Below are 21,482 nucleotides of genomic sequence, written 5' to 3' on the forward strand. Positions count from 1 at the left end.
CGTCTTTCTTCCATTTCGTATTATAGTGTTTCTTTTGTTTGTAGGGATATTTGGCGGTTTTGATTCCTTTTTGGAGAGCAGCTCTTGTGGCATCTCTGGCGAACAAGTACTTTTCAAATACAGCTTGTATGCTTTGAGAATGTAAGTGGTAGCTTCCTTTCGTCAGAGCTTACAGGGCAGACTTGTTGATCCATTTACCATTATGTTGCAGATGATACGCCTTTGCGTGACGCAAACAATCATTCCATACTTTGGCGGACTCGCGGTTGCAGGCAAACAATCGCTGCAGGTTTGTCTTTGAGGTTTGGAAATAGACTCGTTTCGCTCGAATCATAGATTCACCTCCTGTATATTCCTCATTTTACCACAAACAAAACATGCGTTCTATTCATTTACAAAATTTTTACATATCGGACAATAGAGAGGGAACGTGCCTATCTCTTGTGCGAAGGCGATTCATCCCCCACTTACCGTTACACACCATTCACACGCTGGAAGTGGGGGTATTCTCGCCTAATTTATGATAAAGTTTTTAGATTTGAGGCCGTTCTTTAACAAACGGGCAGCTTTGCAACAGAGTTTACAAAAGTCTCACACCCTCAACTGCTAACATATACATCGTTAGAGATTGGGCCTCCTGAACCATCCATTCCCTATACTCTTTTTCCGCTGTCACATATTCTTTCTCAGTGATATACCTATCTCCTTCCATTTGAACTCCTCTACTTGAAGCAGTATCCGCCCATATTCCAATGCGAGTTTGGAAGTCAGGATCTGTTCGCTTAGTTACCTCGTGTTGGGGAGTTACAGTGATTTCTTCAATACCGATTTTTTGAAACATATCAGGAAGGTGATCGGCAATCGCATTATCCATACCTGCATCAGAACGCCATTTCAAATATGCAGAATAGAAAGAAAGCATACTTGAGGGAGGCTCTGGTTCCCATGATATCTTCTCATGATTATAATCAGCAATCAAAATACGCCCACCAATTTTAGCGGCAGATTTCATCATTTTCAATGCTTTCAAAGGATCAGACAGCCATATTAAAACACGAGCGGAGGTAACAATGTCAAATTGCCCTTCATAGGGAAGATTATAGATATCACCTGTTTCAAAAGTTAATCCTGGCGTTTCACCATGAGCTTGACGGGCTTTTTCGATTAAGTTTGGATTATTATCAATTCCTACAACGCGCCCATTTGGACCGACTGCTTCTGCTATTCCACGTGTAATTGCTCCTGTGCCACAACCAACATCAAGAATCGTCATACCTTTAGTAAGTATCCTTGCAAGCCTTTTATGAGAGTATGTTAATGATCGGGAATCTAATACGTTTGTTAACTTCCCTGATAATTCAGCCCGATTACGGGCAGTATTTGTGTCCATATAGTATCCCCCCATAATTAGTCATTCGCTAATTTTTCCATTTGCATGATTGTATTAATCTTATCAATTAATCTTATATAGGCCTAATATATAATTTATATGAGCTTTATAGATATAAACTATATACAACTAAATAAAAAAAACGTCTTTTTTAGTGGGGCGAGAGCATCCGGCGACGTGCGGAAGCGGTCAAACCCTTGTAGTGGTCCATGCAAGGGTAAACCATAGATAGAAAGAAAGCGCCAATGCCATTTTGCTGTACCCAGCACATTGAAATGTCGAAATCCTAAATCATTCATATATATAGCGGTTCCTTAATATATTACAACCGAGCGAAACAAAGGAGTTGTCAGAAGTATATGTAGGGATGTATGAGAAGAAAACTGTATTTGATATTCTTGGTATTGTTTACGAACGAAGCAAAAGACAAAAAATCTGCATAAGTAAAAAAAGCACCGAGCTGGTGCTTTTTTTACTTATGCTTAAGTTGATAGGCATGCGGTGGGACCCCTTATCATAACATAATATTCATTTTATAATGCACTATGCGTTATATTTGTTCTTCCTTCTTTCCATTCTTGTTTCTCCAAGTGTAAATTCTGTTCCTTTGTTTTGTTCCTCTTGTTTCATTGTATTATACTGCTCCATGCTCTCTTCTTGCTTTGATTCATGCAAGCGAGTTGTCTGTTGCGCAGCGGATTGCTGTCGAAGCTTTGGTACTTTAATTTTAATTTTTGGCAGACTTGGAACAGGAATCGTAATTCTCCGTCTTTTTCGATTTTTTCTTTGTTTTGGTCTGTTTGCTTTCTCTTGTTTTTCCCTTTTAGGATCAGGCTTTGTTGCATTCCCTAGCCATCCTCCAAATAAAAAAGCAATCCCAAACGTTAGCAGATACATCCGTTCTGTTGTAGTTAAATTCATAATACGTTGAAGAACTTCTAGCGAACCAGCTTGTTTTACATCCCATAATAAAGCGCCCCACAATCCGAGTAATCCTATCGTAATCGCATAGGTACGAAACCGGAATAAAAACGGGATAAGGGCAATGCATGCCGAAATTTTCACATTTTCCCACATGGAACTTGTCGTTATATATTGGTCGCGAAGTAAAAGCAAGAGTGCAATAAATGCAGCATACGCCATCCAGCTAAATACTCGTAAATGAGTTCGTTTTGCGTAATAGCTTCCTAAGCTGATTAAAAATAACAATCCTCCCACTACTAGCGATAATGTAAGCGGAAATAGTTTCATAACGCCTGCAATTGGAAACAGGCCGCTGAGTGCCATTAACAGCACATCCAGTTTCTTCACACTTCTCCATTCCTTTCGGTTTTCTTTTTCTCTTTATTTTATATGAACAATACCACATTTCTACAATTTTTTGTTTAATCTCTATGAAAATATAACTTTTAGTCAGATTTTGTGCCTATCTATTATTGTACACTATTGCATCAACTGCGTTTAGATCTACCCCAACGTAAAAGCACACCGTAAAGAATACTACATAACCAATTGATCGAGAACACTCAGTTTCAATATCATAACCTTCTTCCTGCTGACGGGATGTATATAGCCAGTTCATCGTACAAACTTGTTAAATTTCAAACAACATTGTAGCACCTATTTATAACATTGCAAAATAAATAGGCCTGCTTGTAGTATGAGCAGGCCGCTGTATATACATTTATTATTTTTCTTTGGTGAAGTTACCGACTAGTTTATCTCTTATTTTTTTTAATGCCGAGCTTATAGCCTAGGAAAATCAACAAACAATTAAATCCGACAAAAAGCAGAAAAACAATGATCGTTCCTTTAGTCGTTTTAGAAAGAATAGATAGGTCGTCTGTAAATAAAGCATATATAGAGACGATTACTATTCCCAAAAGTAAGATACTAACACCTCTTTTTTTATCATATGTTGGCGCTTTTTTCTTTCGGACGGTTCGCTTCTTTTTCGATTGTATAGGCTTAGAAGTTCCTGCTTTAGGTACACTTTTTTTTTTCTTGGAAGTTTCAGCAGGCTGCGTTGCCTTTTTTGTTTTCTTTTGGCTCCTTTTAACAGGTTGTTCGGCAGTAACTAAACCTTTCTCCTTTGTTGCTGCTTCGTTCAAGGGTTTCTTTATTCGGGATCTTGTAGTCTTTAAACTTTGGTTTGATTTGTCAACAGATTTAGTCTTGTTTGCAGGCAATGGCATTCCCCTCCTTGATGGTTAGGATTTTCGTTTTTGAGGTTTTGTAATTAAATAATATATCTCCTAATTATAAATAGCTGCAGCATATGCTGCAGCTCATTTGATGGTATTTTTCATTTAAACCTTTTGTATATGTATGCTGTTACGCCCTTGAAATTAAGTAGCGAAATGTTTATGCTTGTTTTTTTTACATTTTCTCTCCTTCTTTTCTGGCACAATAAAAAGACACTAGTCAAGAAATTAAGCTTTTAAAACCACTGTGTCTAACACCGTTCATACTATGAACGGTGTTAGATGTGTTTAATTATAGTTAAACGACTTTATTGTCATCCAACAGCAAGAGATCATTAGAGTTTAATAAAAACTACGGATTTCTTTTATTAGATAAATCGAACGCCGTTCCATCAAAATCCTTCTTTAATCGAGACTTAGTAAAGCAGCAAGTTTTTCTCTATCAAACCCCATAACAACTTCAATTTCAGTACCCTTTTTAATGACCGTTACTGGCGTCGCACTTGCTCCAAGTTCAATTACTTCTTCCAAATAAGATGGATTTTTTCGGATATCTCTTTCCTCAAACGGGATGTTGTTGTTTTTTAGCCATTCTTTTTCCGCATGACAAGGACCGCATGTTTCTTGGGCATAAATGATAACATTCTCTGCCATTGATTACTCCTCCAAATCGAATGAAATATTTTTTGTTTAAAAGTCAAATGAACTTTTCTATAAACTTATTATAACATTTAATTCCAAAAATCCAGTTTATAATGCTCAACTTAATATGTATTGGGAATACTATTTACTCATTTTTTCTTTTAATCTTTAAAAAGGCACTCCAACTGATAAACATTCCGTCCAGATTATTTGTGGGATGAAATCAGGAGCACACCCTTAAATTCCAGATAATCACGATGATAGACAAAATCAAACAGACCGATGCAGGAATGATCATTACAACAGGTTGATGCGCCCGAAAAATATGGGCATGAATGGCCCCCAGCATGATAATTATAAATAATACGCCTGACAAAACAGCTAAGTATCGGTTCCATATTCCGCCAATCATTCCTATTGCTCCAATGATTTCAATAAATCCAATTACAGACATAAACCACAATGGATATTGATAGTGCTGCCAATGTTCAACTTGAAACGGTATACGCAATAGTTTTATGAATCCGCCTAATAAAATAAAAACCGTTAAAATCACTTGCATAACAATAGCTACCATCTAATCTCACTCCTTTTAGGATTTTATTTGGAGATATGTTCATCTGCAAGCATGCCATACATAAAAAGATTTACTACCTGTTCTGCCAAACTCCCTAGATTTTTTATTGAAATCGTGAGACGTTCCATAATTCTAGTCAGGCATTGGGCTACGGTTTCCATCTCCAGTTTGGAATGAAAGTAACCAGCTTGTTGTTACACTGGTTCTGGTGCTAAAAATCTAGGAAACTTAGACATACTGATACTACCAATTAAAAAAATATGTATCCTTATGAAAAAACTAACAGAGTTTAAGTGAAACATTATGAATCTGAAATTTTTATCTTTCTACAATCCTCTACTTCTTATTCACTGGTAATACTTTACGGTAACTGGCTGAGAGGAAATTCAAATAAACTCGAAGATACTTCCAACTAAAATAAGCGATACTTCCGGCGATTCCGCCTACGATCAGAGCGTAAATCATGCTCCACTCCAGCGGAACGGATAAATTGGGGCCAATGTCCATTTGTATCCATGTAGCTCCAAAAGAACGAATAATACCTGCAATGAATATAAGGGCGGTGCAAAAACCGAAACCGTACGCAAGAGTTGCCAAAGTTGGAACGACAATAACGCTTAGCAGTCCCGTTGTACAATAAAAACCAAGCATGGCGAATACGTTGCTGACGGAACGATTAGATCTTCGCTGCAGGATATATTCGCTTCGATATGCTTTCGCCAGTTTTCGCGGATCTCCCAGCTTCGTCAAAATTACATCTTCCTGTTGACCGTTATGTACTCCTTCCACGATATGACTTTCAATTTCCCTAACTGCGTCCAGTCGTTCGTCCTCTGGTAATTTTCTCAAATGTTGATATAACATATCCAAATAGAATTTCCCATTCGAGCTCATGAACGTTCCTCTCCTTTGTAAAATTGGATTTGATTCACTGCAGCGGTAACTTTATCCCACTCTAGAGACATCATCTCCAACAAGTGATGTCCGGCGGCAGTTAAGCTGTAGTATTTGCGTGGCGGCCCTGATTCGGATTCTTTCCAGAAGGATTCGATGTACTTCTCTTTGAGCAGCCGGCGTAAAAGGGGATATAATGTTCCCTCCGTTACCGCGAGGGGCTCTCATTTGTCCAACAATGTCACTAACTCGTACCCGTAACGTAGCTCTTTGCTGATAAGCAGCAAAATACAAAATTCCAAAATCCCAAAATTCCCCGGCGAACCTGGGAAGTCCATTCTGACATGTCCATAAGCTCTCCCCTTTAACTACCATGTTACTACATGGTATTATGTGCAATAAGGTAATGTGTAAAATTATACCAAAACCCCTTTCGCAGTGAAATACACACTTGGGGTACCTCTCTGCAGCCATCAAGTTAAGAAATTTATTGTTCTCTAAACCGAAAAAAATAAGCTGAATCCTTATAAATAACTGTGGAGAGATAAAATTTTCATCTTGGGGGCACTTCAAAAAATTAGCCTGATGGTGATGGAGCGGTACCCCTAACACTCTATTTTCGTTAAAGGTTTTTAAAAAGTGAGCTGTATTTTTAATTTTATGAAATTCTATCTAACATTTTTATAAATACAAGTGGTTTTGTACTCATCATTAGTGGCAAATGCAATTTAAATTGTGATAAGTTTCCTTCTGCATCCATTTCATAGGCAACTAATATATTCATTTCTGTTTGGAAAACGTTCCACTTCGTTGTGAACATGTCGTAATGATGATGTTTCATCTCTATATCAAGTGCTTCCAACTTTAAATATAAGGTATTATTTTGTTTATACACTTCGATTTTTCCATATGCAGGATGCTCAAATACCCCTGTATAATCTTTTAATTCATGTGTAAGAGTTGTCTCTTTTACTTGTGGGAGAGGTTTATTTAATTCTTTCATCATTTCTTTAAATTTAGCCGTATCTTCTACAGCTCGTTTATGCCAATCAATTGCATCTAACCCAAGTAATTCATCATAAATTTGATAGGCAAGGTAAGAAGGTAATAACGTGCTTCCGGAGTTTGTTAATATAACAAGCCCCATATTTTCTTGGGGTATAAAGGATACGAGCGCTGAGAAACCATCGATATTCCCACCGTGATGGACTATTTTATAACCGCGATATGCACTAACAAACCAGCCAAGTCCATAGCAATTCAGTATTGATTCTGGTGTGGATAAAATTCCACCATCTGGAATTGGGATATACGGTGTATACATTTGCTGTAACATATTCGGTGCAATTAATTCATGTTCACCCACTTTTCCTTGATTTAAGTGGAATAGCACCCATTTTGTCATATCTTCTATATTTGAGTTAATGCATCCAGCAGCGCCGACTATATCGATGTTGCGAAACGGCACTTCGGCTATGTTTCCGTCTTTTTCAATGTATGGGAGTGCGTGGTTATCTGCTTCTCGTGAAGTGATAACTGAGAAGTTTGTATGTTCCATATGAAGAGGTTGCAGAATATGTTCGGTTACATATTGTTCCCATGTTTGATGTGTAATTTGTTCTACAATATAGCTAATCGTTGCATACATTAAATTATTGTATAAAAAGGTTGTGCGAAACGGTGCACCTAGCTCCAAATATCGGATTTTTTCCACGACATCTTTTCGGCTTAATGAAGATACATACCATAGCAGGTCGTGGCGACTAACACCGGAACGATGAGAAGCTAAATCACGAGCCGTAATTTGTGAGCTTACTAATGGGTCATGCAGTGAAAAAGTTGGAATATATGTTTGAACAGGTGTATCCCAATTAAACTTTTGTTGCTGGGTAAGTAAGCTTAGAGAAAGTGTACCAAATGATTTTGTAGCTGAACCAATCGCAAATAGTGTATTTGGCGTAACAGGTTTTTTATTTTCAGTGTCACGGTACCCAAAGCCTTCAGAAAGAATAACTTCTCCATCTTTTATAATTGCGACTGCAGCCCCTGGAACATTTAAATTTTTCATCATTTCTTCTGTACATTCACGTAGACGGTTTGTAAGAGAGGATTGCATCTTTTGCATACGTTTTAGCCCTCCATTATCCATTTTTTTACAACTATATATTCTTTAGGTATAAGGAAGAGAAAAACCTTGTTGTTCACAAAGATGCCATAATTTTTTAGGTTCTTCATCATAGGTTATATTCGCTAATCATATTCAAACGCAAAAATAAAAGAAATTAAGCAAAGAATTTATCTCCTTCCCACAATTTATTGTTCAAATGCAGCGAAAAGAAGATATACAGATTTTTAAACTTAAGCCTATTCCTGCTTATTATCTTTATCCTACTTGTTCAGGACAGGCAATGCATTTTTGTTCACATCCAGAAAAATAGCATCTTAGTTTGACTTCTTTTAAGCACTTGCTTAGAAGACAAAAGTTAGTGAAATTTATGCCGAATTACTTAACATGTGGAATTTGGATTTTGCGGTCGAAACCCTAAATTGAAATTGATATTTTAGCCTATTCGAGTAGTAAGTGCTTAAGATTCTCTAAACTACTTTGCTGTACGTTACAAGCTTGACAGAGATAATCTTCAACAGTCCCATACTTCTCCATAATATCATTATAAATTTCATCTAAATATTCGCGGCGAACTTCTAACATTGGTTTTATACGATCCGGTGAAATCTGAAAAAGGCTCATCCATCTGATAAACTTTTCGACCTTTTTCATACGTGGTGCGATTAACTCATTTGAAAATAGATAATCATCTAAAACAGTCTGATATGGTACTCCAACAAGTAATTGAATCACAGCAGATATAAAACCTGTTCGATCCTTTCCACCCGTACAGTGAATAAGTGCAGGCAAATTCTTTTGTTCCGAAAGTAAAGTTACGACTTCATTAATTTGAATACTACTTGTAAACGCCATATTGTAATAAAGGTCTTTCATTATTTTTTTAAAATCTATTGTACTAGACTTACCTACTAAAAACTTAAAAAACTCTAGGTGTGTGAATTCTTGACTTTTATCATGAATAGATATATTTATTAGCTGTATTCCATGTTCAGATTTAATTCGGCTGGGCTTTGACCTTTGTTCACGTGGAGTTCTTAAATCACAGATTGATTTTATATTTAACAGCTTTATTTTCTCTAAATCTTTTTGTGATAAACGCGATAATTCATCCGAACGGAACAGGATACCCGTTTTCATTTTACGTCCATTTAGTGTCTCTCCTCCCCCTATATCCCTAAAGTTATACAACCCATCAAATTGACGTAGTAATTCTTTTTCAAGGTTTTTCATAATTTCCCCACCTTATTTTCCTTTAATATAAATAAATAGATTAAGAAATTCTTTAATTTTTATTTTTGCAAAGATCTTATAAAAGAAATAACTGCATTCACAACAGGCTCTTTATCTTCCTAGATCCCTCTTTAAGAACTTCTATATACAAATGATTTATAAGTATCAATTCGAACTAAATAAACTTTTATTCCCTTTAATTCCTCCCAAGAATTAATTATTTTTAATTCTAGTGACTAAAAAGTTTTTTATAGTCATAAAAATGATAAAAAAACCTGTTGTTTAGATTATCGTCCAAAGTTTACTTTTTTTTGTATAGACGATATGATAATTATAAACATTTTATGACTAAAAGTATAGAAAAAGTCATAAAAAAATAAAAACCAGGAGTTTTACTATGCCTAAATTCACAGAGAAAGAAAAAGAACATATTCGTCAATCTCTCTTATTAAAAGGAAAAGAATTATTTATTAAATACGGACTAGCCAAGACTAGCATTGATGATATTATACTTGCGTGTGGAATCGGAAAGGGCTCATTTTATAAATTTTACCCATCAAAAGAAGAGCTCTATTATGAAATTTTAAAGAATGAAGAAGAAGTTCGAGATACGTTGCTCAGTGAGCTTCTTCGTGAAAATCTTCCTCCAAAAGAATTACTAGCCTCTTTTTTTCATACGTCATTTCAATTAGTTGAGGAAAATCCATTTCTTCAACGTGTTTTTCAAGATGATGATCACGAACGGCTTGTTCGAAAACTTCCTAAGCAAATGATAGAAGAGCTTTCTAAGGAAGATACGGAAAGAGGAATTTACGCTGTTAATGTTCTAATAGGGCGTGGGGTATTACCTAAGGAAGATCCACAAGTTATCGTAGGAATTATGAAAGCTGTAATGATGATGCGATTTCACAAAGAAAAAATAGGAGAGAATGTATTTCCTAAAGTCATGGAAAAAATCATTGAGTATGTAGCAGAAGGATTAACTAAAGAAAAGTAAAAGAAAGCAAGATTTGTCTATCTTTACTTTAATGGGTAAACATATCCAAATTTCAATCTAAATTATAACTATAATACCTTCTTACTTTTCAAGAAAAACTATACAATACGCGGACAAAAGAGAAGGATAGATACAAACAGACTACATCTATATGATCTATCCTTTTTTGTACTACAAATAACTGGATTATCAACACTAAACTAGACAGTTTTCTTAAGGTGTTCAAGTTTGTACTAAACCGGGCTTACGTATCCAAGCGTTCCATGAATGCGAATGTGATGAAACCAATACACATAGTCTTGTAGTTCTCTCGTTAAATCCTCAAGACTATCAAAATGGCGATCCTTCATGAACTCGGTTTTGATAATCTTAAAGGTAGCCCCAGCTACGGAGTTATCGTAGGGGCAGGCAGCCTTTCTTATCTCCCGTCTAATCTTGTCCTGGGATCTACTTCCTTTCCTTTTAGGCGATTTGTAAACGTTTGACGCCAATTAGAGGAGAGTTCGTCAACTTCTAGAATCTGATGTATGCCTTCAATGTTTTCTTTGGCATGATGCATAATCTTGTTTGCAAATTCTATGGTTACACCCTTCAAGTGTCTTTGAATAAGTTCTATAGATGGATGTTCCGGTACCCAGCCTTCTTTTAACACGCGAAAGTAAAAACCAGTATATCCTGTATTCTGAAATCTAACAGGAAGATCAGCCATATTATACCTTTTAGCAAGTTTATAACATGGTTGTCGGGGTTGACTAACCTGAACAACAGCCTCTCCAAGTTTATAAATGTCCCCAATACAGACATCTTTCTCCAGCATACCTTTCACTGTCAAGTTCTCACCAAAAGCACCATACACGATTTCGCAGCTTAATTCTCTTTCCCAGTATGGATAATGCTCATATGAATATACACAAACCGCTTTCTCTACTCCACCATGATGAACTAAATCAGCTTGACCATCGCCATTAAAATTTAATTTACCTAAGTAGACAGGTGCATTAATTTGGAATTTAAAAATACCTGTTTTGATTTCTTTGCTCATTTTCTTTATAGAAATTGGCTTTCCTATATTCACTGAAATGATTTCATGGGGTGTGGTCATAGAACCCCCCCTCCTAATTTCCAATATGTTTCCATTTCCTGTTTAGGCGTGCCAAATGACCATATAAGACACCTTCATCTCTATTCAAAGTTAAAGGTAGATGAGTGGCATATGGTTCTCCATTGTGTTGAGAAAACAACGTTGTAAAGCCATTTTTTTCAATAATGTCATAGATAATTTTCATCATTTATTTTGAAGTATTTAGGAATGGACATATTTTCACCTCTTTTTCCAAATTTCGTTAATTTATTTTGATTATATTTATAATCTGGCATAATCGTAAGTGACAGATTATAAATAATTTATGGGGACAGTTGATATTTTACTTTCACCAACGGGTGACATTCGTATTATAAGGGGTTGATTCTAAATCTGCTCCTCTTTATTTACATAATCAGTGTTATCGGTAGTTACAGTCGAGATGTTTATTCAGACTTTTAGTGGAGATCTTTTTTGTTGTTACACCTTCTCACTATGATGTTTTTACTAGCATTAAAGGAAGCCGTCTACATTTTAACGAAAATATATATGTTAAATCAATTAATGAGTATGTATGTTTACGAAAGAGGTTTATTAAAAACCAGTGTATATTACTCCTAAGTATCCTCTTCTAAAAAGACAAAGACGTAATAATTAATTAAATAAACTAAGGAGAGACAGGTACTCAATGAAGAAAAAAGTATTGTTTTTTGGAGATTTTGGAATCGATGATACGATAGCTCTATTATATGCACAGCTAACAGATAAAATCGATATTATAGGAATCGTTGCAGACTATGGGAATGTGCCAAAGATAGAAGTTATTAGAAATGTTCGTTTTTTACTTAAAAGTGTAGGAAAAGAATATATAAAAGTTTTTGGCGGAGCAGAAAAACCCATGACTGCGGAAGTTGCAACTTTTTACCCAGATGTTCACGGCAAATTTGGGATGGGGCCTATTCAACCACAACTAGAACTTGAAAAGTTTGAGAATTTCTTCGAAGTTATCAGTATTATTGAAAAGTACAAAAATGAAATAATTATTGTGAATACAGGGAGATTAACTTCACTTGCAACCTTATTTCTTCTTTATGAGGATATGATGAAAAATGTTCATTCCTACTATATCATGGGTGGCGCTTTTCTTTATCCAGGCAATGTTACTCCAATTGCAGAAGCCAATTTTTATGTTGATCCAGTAGCAGCTAATGTTGTAATGAGATATGCACAGAATCTGTCTATTTACCCTTTAAATGTAACACAACATGCGATTGTGACACCTGAAATGGTCAATTATATTCATTCTAAAGGCAAAGCCAATTTTTTAAAACCTCTTTTAGATTACTACTATTATCAATTTTATCAAAAAAAAGTTCCTGGGATACAGGGCAGCCCAGTTCATGACGCACTGACCATGATTGCAGTCAATCGAGATGACATTTTTACATACTATCAATCAGCTGTTTTGGTCCATACTGCCATCAATATTACACGAGGGCTAAGTCTTGGAGACTTTAGAGTGACCACAGAACCTGAAACATTTGATAATCGTCCTAAACATAGGATTGCAATAAATCTGAATTACGAACAGTTTTTTAAGGAATTTATGACTGTAATGACTGGGGAATTATTTTAATGAGGAGTTATTGAGAGTAAGGAAAAGTGGCGTATTAGCAAATAAAAACCTGGAGATTGATAAATATCCTATACATGTGAGGTGTACATAACTTATTATCGACAATCAATGTATCTCAGACACTATAAAAATCCCTTCAGACCCTGCATTCTGGAGGGATTTCTTGTTCACATAATCAGTGTTATCGGTAGTTAGTTTATTGTTTAATCCTATATTTCTTTTTTTAAGTCAACTCGATTAACGAAATTGAGGTTTTAGTGCATGTATGACCTATAAAAGGGGCTTATTGTCATTTTATAAGCCTATTTGTAATACAGACTAGCTCTATAATCATAAAAAAAACATACGATACATTATCCGCTGCTTTACCTGATGGTAATGATGACTTATTAAGTTTTTCCCCTGCATATTTAAAGTCAAAGGAGGTATAAATATATGAGTGAACATATACATGGTTTTGGCACTAGCTTCGCTTTAGTTGTTGTATTATTTATTTTATTGATTATCGTCGGTGCAGCTTGTTGCTGTGGCGGCTATGGTGGCTATGGATACGGATACTGCTAAAAACTATGGAAAAGCTTCTGCATAAAAACAGGAGCTTTTGTTCATATAACCTAAATTATTTGTTGGTAATTATAAAAATAAAAGTTAAGCATAACATAATATAAATTCATGACTGAAATGACAAAAAAGACACTGGATACGCATCAGTGTCTTTTTTTGTATATTCCATTCATGTGAAGTTTACATAACATCATATTATCAGAAGTCATTGTATCTCAGACACTATAAAAATCCCCTCCGGTGAGAGATTCCTTTCAAAAAATGACGAGGATCTTTTGCTGGTAGGCAAGCCAAAACGGTTACTGTTGACAGACGTCACATATAGTTAAAAAAATACTCATAGATTAAATGTTTGGTTTTGATCAGATGTTTCAGTATCTCTTACATTTGTTTTACTAACACCATTAAATGTGTTTATAGAAAATCCGCTATTTCCTGATCCAGATCCATGATGATCCTTTACATTTACTTTCGGCGTTACTTCATAAGTATCTCCTATGTTAAAAGAACCAGTGACTCCAATTCTATTTATTACAACTCCGTGAACAATTGAAGGCATTGTCTCACCTACTTTCCTAATATTTTGTTGGTGGAACCAAAAAATATGGATTTTATACGTTAAGCATCATCAAAAACGGTATATTTTTTCTTTAATAGTACTTTGATTTCAAGAATAAGTTTTGGAATCAAAATACAAGTATTTTTAGGAATGCTGGACAATTAATAATCCAAAAACCACATTCGTTTCTGATACTCGTGTTAAAGACTCTTTATATACCGAAGGTTACAACCTTAATGTACAAAATCTGTAAAATGTTAGTGATACCTTTTTTAGTATATGGTGAATAGTTTTAAAACGTCATTTTCCACTGGAGAAATAAAGGCGGTATCTCGTTTTTTTATCGACATGTTTTTTATATTCTTTACTTTCTAAATTATTTACATGAATACTTTATACATGTGAGGTTTACATAACATCACATTATCGGAAGTTGGTTATCCCCACCATCCTCATGATATCAACATTTCTCTCATTCTCGGATAATATGAAATATGCAGGATTCTATAAATTGCTGTCACAGCAAGGATTTTTCGTACTTTGTTTTCCTATTTTCCAACCGGATTTTGTATAAAATATTGCATATTTCTGTTATTGACTTAAAATAAGTTTTGATCAAGATTAACATTCAAACCTTGATTTTCGGCTAATAAAAGAACCTATTTTCGAAAAAAGGTTGATCAAAAATAGGCTCTTTATGCTAATCCAGGTATGCAGTTTTATAAAAAAGTTTGATCATTTCGGTGAATGTTATAAAGAAAAGGATTGCTTGATGGACATGGGGGATCGACAGAAAAACGCGGATTTACCACGCTAAGGATCAAGAGTAACCAAAAATCCGATGATCAACCACGTTAAGGGTTGATCATCGGATTCTTATATTTAGTGAACGTAATGAGTCTAACGGTGCTGGCTGACCTTGTCACGCCTTTAGTGTTAATTGATTTTTCCGGTAGAGTTCTTCTACAAATGCACGTGTTTTCTCAAAAGCCTCCTCTGGACCATTAGCCACTTCTGCAATATATGCCTTATCGGGTAATTGATCATCTACACCGGGTATCTTAATGCGATCACCATAGCTGTTAATTGCACCATGCTCACGCATATTGTCTATACATTTAAAAAGGGGCGCCCAATACTCGGGATGGACAAAGATAGCCTTGGTTCGATGTCTTCGAAGGTGGTTGGTTTGAATTTTCGATAGTGTTTCGTAAACTTCCCATGCAGTACCAAACCCTCCGGGCCAGAACAGGATGACATGAGAATAATTAATGAGAACCCCCTCCCTGATCGAGAAGTTATTCATCCGTAGCCGCTGATTGGATTGTACAGAATAAGTGTCCTTGAGATAGAAAAAATTATCCACACCAAACTGACAGTCAATCCCAATCACATGGGCATGTTGGCTTCTTGCCCCTTGTGCCGCTGCCCGCATGATCCCGGGGCCTCCACCAGTACAAAGTGGTACATAACAGCCTCCCAGTGCCTTTTCCTGTTCATGTGCAGAATAATGTCCCCATAACTCGCCGAATTTCAGAGCCGAATCCCAATACTTAGCACTCTTTTCTATGATTCTTTTTTGACGTTCCATCCTAATCTTTGTTCTTTCCAATTTTTCCTGCAGAAGCTTCCTGCTGAATAAGTCCTTTTCCTTCTCGATGGCAGCCTTATCTTTTTCTGCATAGGTGTTCAGGGCATCTAACTTTTCCTCTGCGATTTCTTTGCACGAAATAGTGCCTGAACCCATCAGCGAAATGACTCCATACTTCGCTTCATAACTGAATAAAAGTTCTGCCGCATAGATGTCTGCTACGCTTTCCTCCGTGCCGAGAGCCCTGTCATTGGGTACGAAACAGACTTTGGTTCCTACGACATGAAATGAAGCTATGCATGTTTCATTCGAGTAATTCTTCCAGATGATAATGAAGCCGTCTTCGTCTACGTTATAGGTATCCACATCCCCATTTTGGTTGATATTGCTGATGGAAAGACTATAGTTTTTTGTTTTTGACGGTTGTCGCGGATCAAACATGATCGGCTCCTCGAACGTAATCTTGGCCATATTCTCCTCCGCTTTTTCGATCCACCAACCCGTACCCGACCCTTCCCAATGGTTTGTGGTCGGTTCATAAAAGATCGTGCCATACAGTTCAATTTCGTTCATAAGGAACAACCCTTCTTTACTAGTTTTATTTCTTTTGGTGACCAACGCACTGGCTGGCTATTCCGGAGCCTTGTCCAATATTTTCCTTTTGTTAGTTTGATTTACCTCTTCATTTTTATTCACATCAATTTCGACATAAAAAAAAGCCAAATTCCTGTACGTTAAGGAATTTGGCTTTTTTACATCTATATTACCTGAAAGCAAATTTATAATAACTGATGACAAGAAAGAAGCAAAAACGAGGTTTCATGTAGGTGTTACATATACCACAAGGGTATATAAAACTACTGTAAAATCTATCAAAGAATACTTTGAAAAACCCAAAAAAGGGAATCAAACATCTGAAGAGGAGAATCCTTTGGCACAAGAAGAATTCATTCCAAGTGCGGACTCTAACACAATAGAAATCAAAGTGAATCCTAACTAAAGTTACGAATAATCGAATAAGTGTATGTTCTTTATTTACATATGCTTTATTCGTGATATCTTATCCTCTTATCTTATTTTGTATACAGATGATTCCTCCGGATGAAATTGATATTGTTCTAGATTAATATAGCTCTCATCTATAAATTCAACCCCTTCGCTTTGAAGAGACAGTTTTTGTACATGGAATAACTCATCATCTTGAAAACCGATCTGACCCTTAGAATTTATGACTCGATGCCAAGGAAGATTATGCTTTTTGCTCATGGAGTGCAGGATTCTGACGACTTGCCTTGCCCCTCTTGGACTTCCGGCTAATTTTGCAATTTGGCCGTATGTCATTACTTTTCCTGCTGGTATATTTTTAATGATTGTAACTGCCGTTTCTGTGAAGATTCCCATCATCCTATTCCTTTCGTTTGTACAATTAAAGAGAAATGTATTAAATCAACTCTTCTAATATCTCTACATCTTTTCAAATATCATATCAATTGTTTATATGTTCAGACAAATATAAACACCTTTAAACGACAACCCAGGGGTACTTGGCTTGTTGCTTAAAGGTGTTTGATTTAGATCTTCATTTGTAGATTCCAAGCGAGATTCTTTCCATACAATACCATACAACCGCGGTGGGTTCCGATGCAGAGTGTTGCATTATATTTTTTTAAACAAAGGAACATCATCTTATTGAGCAGCTTTAATTTTCAATAACTTTATGCTCATTCCTATAAAAACAATTCCAAGTGTTTCTTCATGAATCAAATCCATAATTGAATGTGATTGCCTGAAGGATCCTTCGTCAGGATGACTCCATTTTCTTCTGCTATAAATGCGTCTATTTGCTGTAATTGCTTTACAACCTTTTGTCTCGCTTCCTCGTCAGGAAGCACCAGCGAAAACCATTTCAGCCCAACGCTGTTTCGCGCAGGAGCAGGTGCTCCGGCACTGTTCCATGTGTTTAAACCAATATGATGATGGTATCCGCCGGATGATACAAAAAGTGCTTGACGACCATATCTGTTTACAAGGTCAAACCCAAGCCCTTTACAATAAAATTCTTCTGTCTTTTGTATGTCTGATACTTGTAAATGAATATGTCCTATTACCGTATCGTTTGGCAGTCCTTCCCATTCCTTTCCTTCAGCTTCCTCCAAGAGGTCTTCTGCATTTAGGGGTTCAGTTGCCATGTTTACTTGTCCGCTTTTCCAAGTCCATGTTTCAGAAGGCCTGTCTGTATAAATCTCAATTCCATTACCGTCGGGATCACCTAAATAAATGGCTTCGCTGACAAGATGATCCGAAGCTCCCTGCAGCGGATACTTCGTTTGTAAAAGGTGAAGCAGTATCTTCGCTAAATCAGAGCGATTCGGCAATAAAAGTGCAACATGATATAAACCTGTCGTACGCGGCTGCTTCGGTACCGCATCTTCTGGTTGTTCAATCGTCAGAAGGGGTGTTTTTCCATCTGTGGTCAGTACAGCTTTTCTTTCGGAATGTTCGAGCAGTCTAAACCCCAAAACGTTTTGATAAAAAGCAAGAGAGCGGTCCAAATTCCCAACTAATAAATGGACTTGCCCGACAAAGGTATAAGGATGATGGTGAAATTTCATAAGTGTTTCCCTCCTTTTGTAATAATGAATGAGTATTCTTATGTCTTAGCTGCTATTGTTTTACAATCGATAAAAATAGTTAGTTACTTTATATAAGTAAGTATATGTTCATTATTGAATTTCGTCAAGTAACTAATTTTTAATAAGCAAAAAGCTTTTATGTAAACATAAAGGACCTATATTGCTATTAATCTTTGAAAGCAAAACAGTTCCTTCTATCTCTCCTTCCTTTTCTGATGCCGAAACCGTAACATCTTAATCCATAAGATACAGGACCACTCATTAAGAATAGTCCTGTATCTTACGGATTTTCCAAACCAAGTTCGCTCAGGCTGTTCATATGGCTTGCAATCATCGCGATGATTGTGCTTGCTTCCTCTTTGCTGAAAATGAAATGGGTCTCCTCTTCTATAAAATCCTTATCAGTTGTCACAATACGATTCACGCGTTTAAGGATACCGTCGCCAGTTTTTTGTACAATCCCAAATTGGTATGTGATTTCTATTTCGTCTTGGTCAGCATAAGCTGTCACCTCAGGAGTTGTCCACTCTACGTCGATTTCCTCATAAATATCATCTTCTTCATCCACGATGTAATATTCGTCATCATCGTCCGTTTCATCATCATTCATGTAATCATGGAATCTTTCATGTACAGCATCGACGATATCATCTATATCAGAAAGGATGATTCTAGATGTTTGTCCGAAATCCACATCAAATGTTTCAATGTAGAATTCCGTATTGTACGGATCGAAGAAAAGTGTACAAAAGTATTCTCTGTCATCATCCTGCTCTTCCAAGAAAAATTCGATTCTCGGATGTCTGGCAGCTCTGTCAATTGAAAAATGACCGATTTGGTCATATTGCTCACAAATGGATTGCATATAATCCTGCAGTTCTCCGGCAACACGATCAAACCATTCTAATGTCATATAAATCATCCCTTCCTTTCATTGTCATCGTTCTTATGTTTCCCCGTTCGCCTCTTTTTGTTCGTTCCATTTTAAACCATATTCGCAAAAGACCTGTACCAATAAAAGCCCGCTGATGATTATACGTAATAATCGGCGGGCTTTCGTATGTACTGAAGCTATTTCCTCACATCCAACAAAACCTTCCCTGTACTCTGTCTGCTTTCCACCCATTCATGAGCTTTTACAGCGGCCTCCAGTGAAAAGCGTTTTCCTATTTTTATTTTCAACCTTTCATCAGCTAAATAATTGAACACTTGTTTTCTCCCGTTTGAATCGATAGTTCGTGTATCAAACACAATTTCTACCTTAAAATACAAACGGTTAGCAATTCCCTAGAAGGTTTTCGTTTCGTTTTTACAAATAATACTCCACCAGTTTTGCAAACTTTACTTTTATTTTTTCTTTCATAGATAAGTGAGTGACATCAACAAGCGAAACTCGTTGAGAATTTTGGAAGTCTTCATCAATATTTGGTTTGATTTTAGTGATGAATGCGGGATCGTAAATATAACAATTTATTTCTTCGTTTTTTCCGGATTGCTCCGAGTAGATGGACAATGTAACGAAAGCGTGGACATCATATGTCCAGATGTTTCTTCCCCAGCACCTGCTTCTTCCCATTAAGCCTGCCTTGCTTTCGCTAACGCGGCCAGTTTGTTGATCGTATTCCAGTTACGCGTTGTTACCGTATTTCCCAGCTTTTGCAGATTTTTCGCCAACTTGGAATCCAATATACTTTGACGAAACAAGAAGTAAATCTCCCGTCCACGGATATGGTACTCATCATTATCACGTTCACTGCCCGACAATAGGTCGACCACCTTTTGCGGCGGCTCTTCGGTCAACACGGAAACGTGAACGCTCTCCCCTTCCGCCAAGGAGACATCCGCATATGGGCAATCCGCAATGATCTGCTCCAGTTCCTTGGCCGTTCTTAAGACAACGGTGATCGAAATTCCAAAAGCCGTTCTGATCCCATCCTCGATTCGGAGGCGCAGCGAGGATGGATCCTCCCCTGATTCGAACAGGACATTGCCGCTTTGAATATACGTTTGCACCCGGCTTAGGCCCATCGTTTCCAAGGTGCGCTTCAATTCGGCCATCTTGATCTTATTATGTCCGCTTACGTTAATGCCTCGCAACAGCGCGATATAAATTGCCATCCCGTCACCTTCTCCCATTGTGATGAACGCAATTCGAGCTTGGGATATGTTTCTACTCTTGGTAAAGTCAAGCCGACTGCATTTATCTTTCAGCTAATTTTTTTATTTTGTTTGGCTATGTTACTCTTTATTATTGTTTTTATCAAAAATAGACCACCTTTCATCTAACAATTTATCATAAATTAGGTGAGAATACCCCCACTTCCAAGGAGCGAAAGCGAGTAAGTGAGGGAGGTTCATCAACTAAATTTTAACATTTAAAGTTTCTAGAAAGTATAAAATCTTTTCTTGTTTTGTTAGTCGAACATCATTTTTTGGCGGTCTCTTGCGATTAGAACATACACTTGTTCGTGACTAATCGGTTATATAAATGCTTGTATCGGCTTATAGCTCATCTCTAACAGGGATATAATACAATGAAGAATAAAAAAACTGTGCCTTATGCTTATATAAGGCCAGCTTCTTTTACCGGATGGAGGGATTGTATATGGATGAGAGGCAGTTGCAGGCATTATATGAATACATGACCGCACAGGGTGTTTCCAGACAAGAGATGTCAGGTATGCTTCAATCCTTGCCAAAATGGATAATCGAAAATGAAAAGGCTCCGTGCAAGGAAGATGGTGAAGCGGGAACAGATAGTGACAGTGATCTAGGTGCGTGGTTGTCTCTATCAAATGAGGATAGTCTGCTTTAGATAGGAGCGTTATCATGGAACAAAAAGAATGGAAGCAATTTGTTTTTGAATCTCAGGATTATGATGGAAACATCCATGTACAAGGGGAGATTAGAGGTAAATCAAATCTTCCGTTTTATGATGATCTAAAATTAAAAGCAGTTATCGCATTGTTGAATTCAGTCGATCAGGAACATTTTAAAGCAGCAAAAGAAATGGATATATTTGATGATTTTATAAATGAAATCGAGGAAACACTGAATTTGATTAAGAAACACAATACATTTCAAGGTGAAATAAATAATCGTATCCAAAATGATTATTGCTGATTTTGTATGCGCTACTGCTTGATGTACAATTTGCTTCTATACTTTGATTGTAGATTCTCATTCTAAGCAGAAAAAGGAAGAGGTTAAATACCTCTTCCTTTTTTCAGAGTGACGAGAAACCCAAAGGGTTTCTCGTTTCTTAAAAGAACGATTTGTTTCAAAATAATAAAATAGAATAACATACAGAAGAAATTGTGAGGAATAGTCCTTCACCTTACCTATTTTGGTAAGGT

General features: G+C 36.5%; 23 protein-coding genes and 4 pseudogenes. 5 read left to right on the forward strand and 22 right to left on the reverse strand.

Going from position 1 to position 21,482, the window contains the following annotated elements:
* Positions 1 to 169: 169 nt before the first annotated feature.
* The 11 genes and pseudogenes from H540_RS34225 to H540_RS0116895 form a co-directional block, all read right to left on the reverse strand.
* Positions 170 to 334, reverse strand: coding sequence for a hypothetical protein (locus H540_RS34225; RefSeq protein WP_211241903.1), 165 nt, complete (start codon positions 332 to 334; stop codon positions 170 to 172).
* A 246-nt stretch (positions 335 to 580) separates the two neighbouring features.
* The gene (locus H540_RS0116855) at positions 581 to 1,390 is read right to left on the reverse strand and encodes a class I SAM-dependent methyltransferase (RefSeq protein WP_028401649.1); all 810 of its coding nucleotides are present in this window, start codon (positions 1,388 to 1,390) and stop codon (positions 581 to 583) included.
* A 543-nt stretch (positions 1,391 to 1,933) separates the two neighbouring features.
* The gene (locus H540_RS0116860) at positions 1,934 to 2,701 is read right to left on the reverse strand and encodes a DUF3959 family protein (RefSeq protein ID WP_028401650.1); all 768 of its coding nucleotides are present in this window, start codon (positions 2,699 to 2,701) and stop codon (positions 1,934 to 1,936) included.
* Positions 2,702 to 3,108: 407 nt separating this feature from the next.
* On the reverse strand, positions 3,109 to 3,579 hold the full coding sequence (locus tag H540_RS0116865) for a hypothetical protein (protein WP_028401651.1): 471 nt from the start codon (positions 3,577 to 3,579) through the stop codon (positions 3,109 to 3,111).
* A 420-nt stretch (positions 3,580 to 3,999) separates the two neighbouring features.
* Positions 4,000 to 4,248, reverse strand: a complete 249-nt coding sequence (locus H540_RS0116870) for a glutaredoxin family protein (RefSeq protein ID WP_028401652.1) — start codon at positions 4,246 to 4,248, stop codon at positions 4,000 to 4,002.
* Positions 4,249 to 4,459: 211 nt separating this feature from the next.
* Positions 4,460 to 4,813: a DoxX family protein gene (locus H540_RS0116875; RefSeq protein ID WP_028401653.1), complete on the reverse strand. Its 354-nt coding sequence runs from the start codon at positions 4,811 to 4,813 to the stop codon at positions 4,460 to 4,462.
* Between the two features lie 23 nt (positions 4,814 to 4,836).
* A pseudogene (locus H540_RS34720) lies at positions 4,837 to 5,007 on the reverse strand (TetR/AcrR family transcriptional regulator); the annotation flags it as partial.
* Positions 5,008 to 5,149: 142 nt separating this feature from the next.
* On the reverse strand, positions 5,150 to 5,707 hold the full coding sequence (locus H540_RS32240) for a DUF1700 domain-containing protein (protein WP_034671252.1): 558 nt from the start codon (positions 5,705 to 5,707) through the stop codon (positions 5,150 to 5,152).
* Positions 5,704 to 5,883 (reverse strand): PadR family transcriptional regulator, encoded by a 180-nt coding sequence (locus tag H540_RS35395; protein ID WP_342666093.1) that lies wholly within the window; start codon positions 5,881 to 5,883, stop codon positions 5,704 to 5,706. Before H540_RS35395 ends, H540_RS32240 begins: the two co-directional genes overlap by 4 nt.
* Positions 5,884 to 6,365: 482 nt before the next feature.
* Entirely contained in the window at positions 6,366 to 7,832 is a 1,467-nt protein-coding gene (locus tag H540_RS0116890; protein WP_028401656.1) for a serine hydrolase, read from the reverse strand.
* A gap of 441 nt (positions 7,833 to 8,273) precedes the next feature.
* A complete protein-coding gene (locus tag H540_RS0116895) occupies positions 8,274 to 9,065 on the reverse strand; it encodes a tyrosine-protein phosphatase (RefSeq protein WP_028401657.1) in 792 nt (263 codons plus the stop codon).
* Positions 9,066 to 9,462: 397 nt separating this feature from the next.
* Here H540_RS0116895 and H540_RS0116900 point away from each other — a divergent pair, with 397 nt between their 5' ends.
* Positions 9,463 to 10,062 carry a TetR/AcrR family transcriptional regulator gene (locus tag H540_RS0116900; RefSeq protein WP_028401658.1) on the forward strand — a complete coding sequence of 200 codons (600 nt, stop codon included), beginning with the start codon at positions 9,463 to 9,465 and terminating at the stop codon, positions 10,060 to 10,062.
* A gap of 233 nt (positions 10,063 to 10,295) precedes the next feature.
* Here H540_RS0116900 and H540_RS32250 read toward each other — a convergent pair whose 3' ends face one another.
* From H540_RS32250 to H540_RS32255, 3 genes and pseudogenes are all read right to left on the reverse strand, one after another.
* Positions 10,296 to 10,553 carry an IS3 family transposase gene (locus H540_RS32250; RefSeq protein ID WP_081415176.1) on the reverse strand — a complete coding sequence of 86 codons (258 nt, stop codon included), beginning with the start codon at positions 10,551 to 10,553 and terminating at the stop codon, positions 10,296 to 10,298.
* A complete protein-coding gene (locus H540_RS0116905; protein WP_028401659.1) occupies positions 10,481 to 11,164 on the reverse strand; it encodes an MOSC domain-containing protein in 684 nt (227 codons plus the stop codon). Before H540_RS0116905 ends, H540_RS32250 begins: the two co-directional genes overlap by 73 nt.
* 16 nt (positions 11,165 to 11,180) lie before the next feature.
* A pseudogene (locus H540_RS32255) lies at positions 11,181 to 11,379 on the reverse strand (FMN-binding negative transcriptional regulator); the annotation flags it as partial.
* A gap of 452 nt (positions 11,380 to 11,831) precedes the next feature.
* Here H540_RS32255 and H540_RS0116910 point away from each other — a divergent pair.
* Entirely contained in the window at positions 11,832 to 12,779 is a 948-nt protein-coding gene (locus H540_RS0116910) for a nucleoside hydrolase (protein ID WP_028401660.1), read from the forward strand.
* 435 nt (positions 12,780 to 13,214) lie between these two features.
* A pseudogene (locus H540_RS35590) lies at positions 13,215 to 13,295 on the forward strand (YjcZ family sporulation protein); the annotation flags it as partial.
* Here H540_RS35590 and H540_RS35595 read toward each other — a convergent pair.
* The 8 genes and pseudogenes from H540_RS35595 to H540_RS0116955 all read right to left on the reverse strand — a co-directional run bounded on the left by H540_RS35595 (position 13,275) and on the right by H540_RS0116955 (position 20,244).
* Positions 13,275 to 13,325: a Vmc-like lipoprotein signal peptide domain-containing protein gene (locus H540_RS35595; RefSeq protein WP_425388134.1), complete on the reverse strand. Its 51-nt coding sequence runs from the start codon at positions 13,323 to 13,325 to the stop codon at positions 13,275 to 13,277. The pseudogene H540_RS35590 and the gene H540_RS35595 overlap by 21 nt on opposite strands.
* Before the next feature lie 355 nt (positions 13,326 to 13,680).
* Positions 13,681 to 13,902 (reverse strand): spore germination protein, encoded by a 222-nt coding sequence (locus H540_RS0116920; RefSeq protein WP_028401661.1) that lies wholly within the window; start codon positions 13,900 to 13,902, stop codon positions 13,681 to 13,683.
* A gap of 922 nt (positions 13,903 to 14,824) precedes the next feature.
* Positions 14,825 to 16,066, reverse strand: a complete 1,242-nt coding sequence (locus H540_RS0116925) for an LOG family protein (protein ID WP_028401662.1) — start codon at positions 16,064 to 16,066, stop codon at positions 14,825 to 14,827.
* Positions 16,067 to 16,561: 495 nt separating this feature from the next.
* Positions 16,562 to 16,894 carry an MGMT family protein gene (locus H540_RS0116930; RefSeq protein ID WP_028401663.1) on the reverse strand — a complete coding sequence of 111 codons (333 nt, stop codon included), beginning with the start codon at positions 16,892 to 16,894 and terminating at the stop codon, positions 16,562 to 16,564.
* Between the two features lie 359 nt (positions 16,895 to 17,253).
* A complete protein-coding gene (locus H540_RS0116935) occupies positions 17,254 to 18,105 on the reverse strand; it encodes a VOC family protein (protein ID WP_028401664.1) in 852 nt (283 codons plus the stop codon).
* Positions 18,106 to 18,406: 301 nt separating this feature from the next.
* Positions 18,407 to 19,039 carry a hypothetical protein gene (locus H540_RS0116940; protein WP_028401665.1) on the reverse strand — a complete coding sequence of 211 codons (633 nt, stop codon included), beginning with the start codon at positions 19,037 to 19,039 and terminating at the stop codon, positions 18,407 to 18,409.
* A gap of 158 nt (positions 19,040 to 19,197) precedes the next feature.
* A pseudogene (locus H540_RS32265) lies at positions 19,198 to 19,341 on the reverse strand (zinc-binding dehydrogenase); the annotation flags it as partial.
* 360 nt (positions 19,342 to 19,701) lie between these two features.
* On the reverse strand, positions 19,702 to 20,244 hold the full coding sequence (locus H540_RS0116955; protein ID WP_028401668.1) for a DUF1697 domain-containing protein: 543 nt from the start codon (positions 20,242 to 20,244) through the stop codon (positions 19,702 to 19,704).
* A 487-nt stretch (positions 20,245 to 20,731) separates the two neighbouring features.
* On the opposite strand from H540_RS0116955, the gene H540_RS0116960 reads away from it, so the two are divergent.
* Both H540_RS0116960 and H540_RS0116965 read left to right on the forward strand, forming a co-directional pair.
* Positions 20,732 to 20,941, forward strand: coding sequence for a hypothetical protein (locus tag H540_RS0116960; protein ID WP_028401669.1), 210 nt, complete (start codon positions 20,732 to 20,734; stop codon positions 20,939 to 20,941).
* Positions 20,942 to 20,955: 14 nt separating this feature from the next.
* Positions 20,956 to 21,249, forward strand: coding sequence for a hypothetical protein (locus tag H540_RS0116965; RefSeq protein ID WP_028401670.1), 294 nt, complete (start codon positions 20,956 to 20,958; stop codon positions 21,247 to 21,249).
* Positions 21,250 to 21,482 lie beyond the last annotated feature (233 nt).

Origin of the sequence: Ectobacillus panaciterrae DSM 19096, from assembly GCF_000430785.1 — a bacterium.
Taxonomy (GTDB): Bacteria; Bacillota; Bacilli; order Bacillales; family Bacillaceae_G; genus Ectobacillus; species Ectobacillus panaciterrae.

Excerpts from the sequence above, each read along its gene's own strand:
- H540_RS0116870 (WP_028401652.1), bottom strand. The coding sequence starts at position 4,248 with ATGGCAGAGAATGTTATCATTTATGCCCAAGAAACATGCGGTCCTTGT.
- H540_RS0116965 (WP_028401670.1), top strand. The coding sequence starts at position 20,956 with ATGGAACAAAAAGAATGGAAGCAATTTGTTTTTGAATCTCAGGATTAT.
- H540_RS0116875 (WP_028401653.1), bottom strand. The coding sequence starts at position 4,813 with ATGGTAGCTATTGTTATGCAAGTGATTTTAACGGTTTTTATTTTATTA.
- H540_RS0116960 (WP_028401669.1), top strand. The coding sequence starts at position 20,732 with ATGGATGAGAGGCAGTTGCAGGCATTATATGAATACATGACCGCACAG.
- H540_RS0116935 (WP_028401664.1), bottom strand. The coding sequence starts at position 18,105 with ATGAAATTTCACCATCATCCTTATACCTTTGTCGGGCAAGTCCATTTA.
- H540_RS0116890 (WP_028401656.1), bottom strand. The coding sequence starts at position 7,832 with ATGCAAAAGATGCAATCCTCTCTTACAAACCGTCTACGTGAATGTACA.
- H540_RS0116955 (WP_028401668.1), bottom strand. The coding sequence starts at position 20,244 with ATGGCAATTTATATCGCGCTGTTGCGAGGCATTAACGTAAGCGGACAT.
- H540_RS0116925 (WP_028401662.1), bottom strand. The coding sequence starts at position 16,066 with ATGAACGAAATTGAACTGTATGGCACGATCTTTTATGAACCGACCACA.
- H540_RS0116855 (WP_028401649.1), bottom strand. The coding sequence starts at position 1,390 with ATGGACACAAATACTGCCCGTAATCGGGCTGAATTATCAGGGAAGTTA.
- H540_RS0116895 (WP_028401657.1), bottom strand. The coding sequence starts at position 9,065 with ATGAAAAACCTTGAAAAAGAATTACTACGTCAATTTGATGGGTTGTAT.
- H540_RS0116910 (WP_028401660.1), top strand. The coding sequence starts at position 11,832 with ATGAAGAAAAAAGTATTGTTTTTTGGAGATTTTGGAATCGATGATACG.
- H540_RS0116905 (WP_028401659.1), bottom strand. The coding sequence starts at position 11,164 with ATGACCACACCCCATGAAATCATTTCAGTGAATATAGGAAAGCCAATT.
- H540_RS32240 (WP_034671252.1), bottom strand. The coding sequence starts at position 5,707 with ATGAGCTCGAATGGGAAATTCTATTTGGATATGTTATATCAACATTTG.
- H540_RS0116930 (WP_028401663.1), bottom strand. The coding sequence starts at position 16,894 with ATGGGAATCTTCACAGAAACGGCAGTTACAATCATTAAAAATATACCA.
- H540_RS34225 (WP_211241903.1), bottom strand. The coding sequence starts at position 334 with ATGATTCGAGCGAAACGAGTCTATTTCCAAACCTCAAAGACAAACCTG.
- H540_RS0116940 (WP_028401665.1), bottom strand. The coding sequence starts at position 19,039 with ATGACATTAGAATGGTTTGATCGTGTTGCCGGAGAACTGCAGGATTAT.
- H540_RS0116920 (WP_028401661.1), bottom strand. The coding sequence starts at position 13,902 with ATGCCTTCAATTGTTCACGGAGTTGTAATAAATAGAATTGGAGTCACT.
- H540_RS0116900 (WP_028401658.1), top strand. The coding sequence starts at position 9,463 with ATGCCTAAATTCACAGAGAAAGAAAAAGAACATATTCGTCAATCTCTC.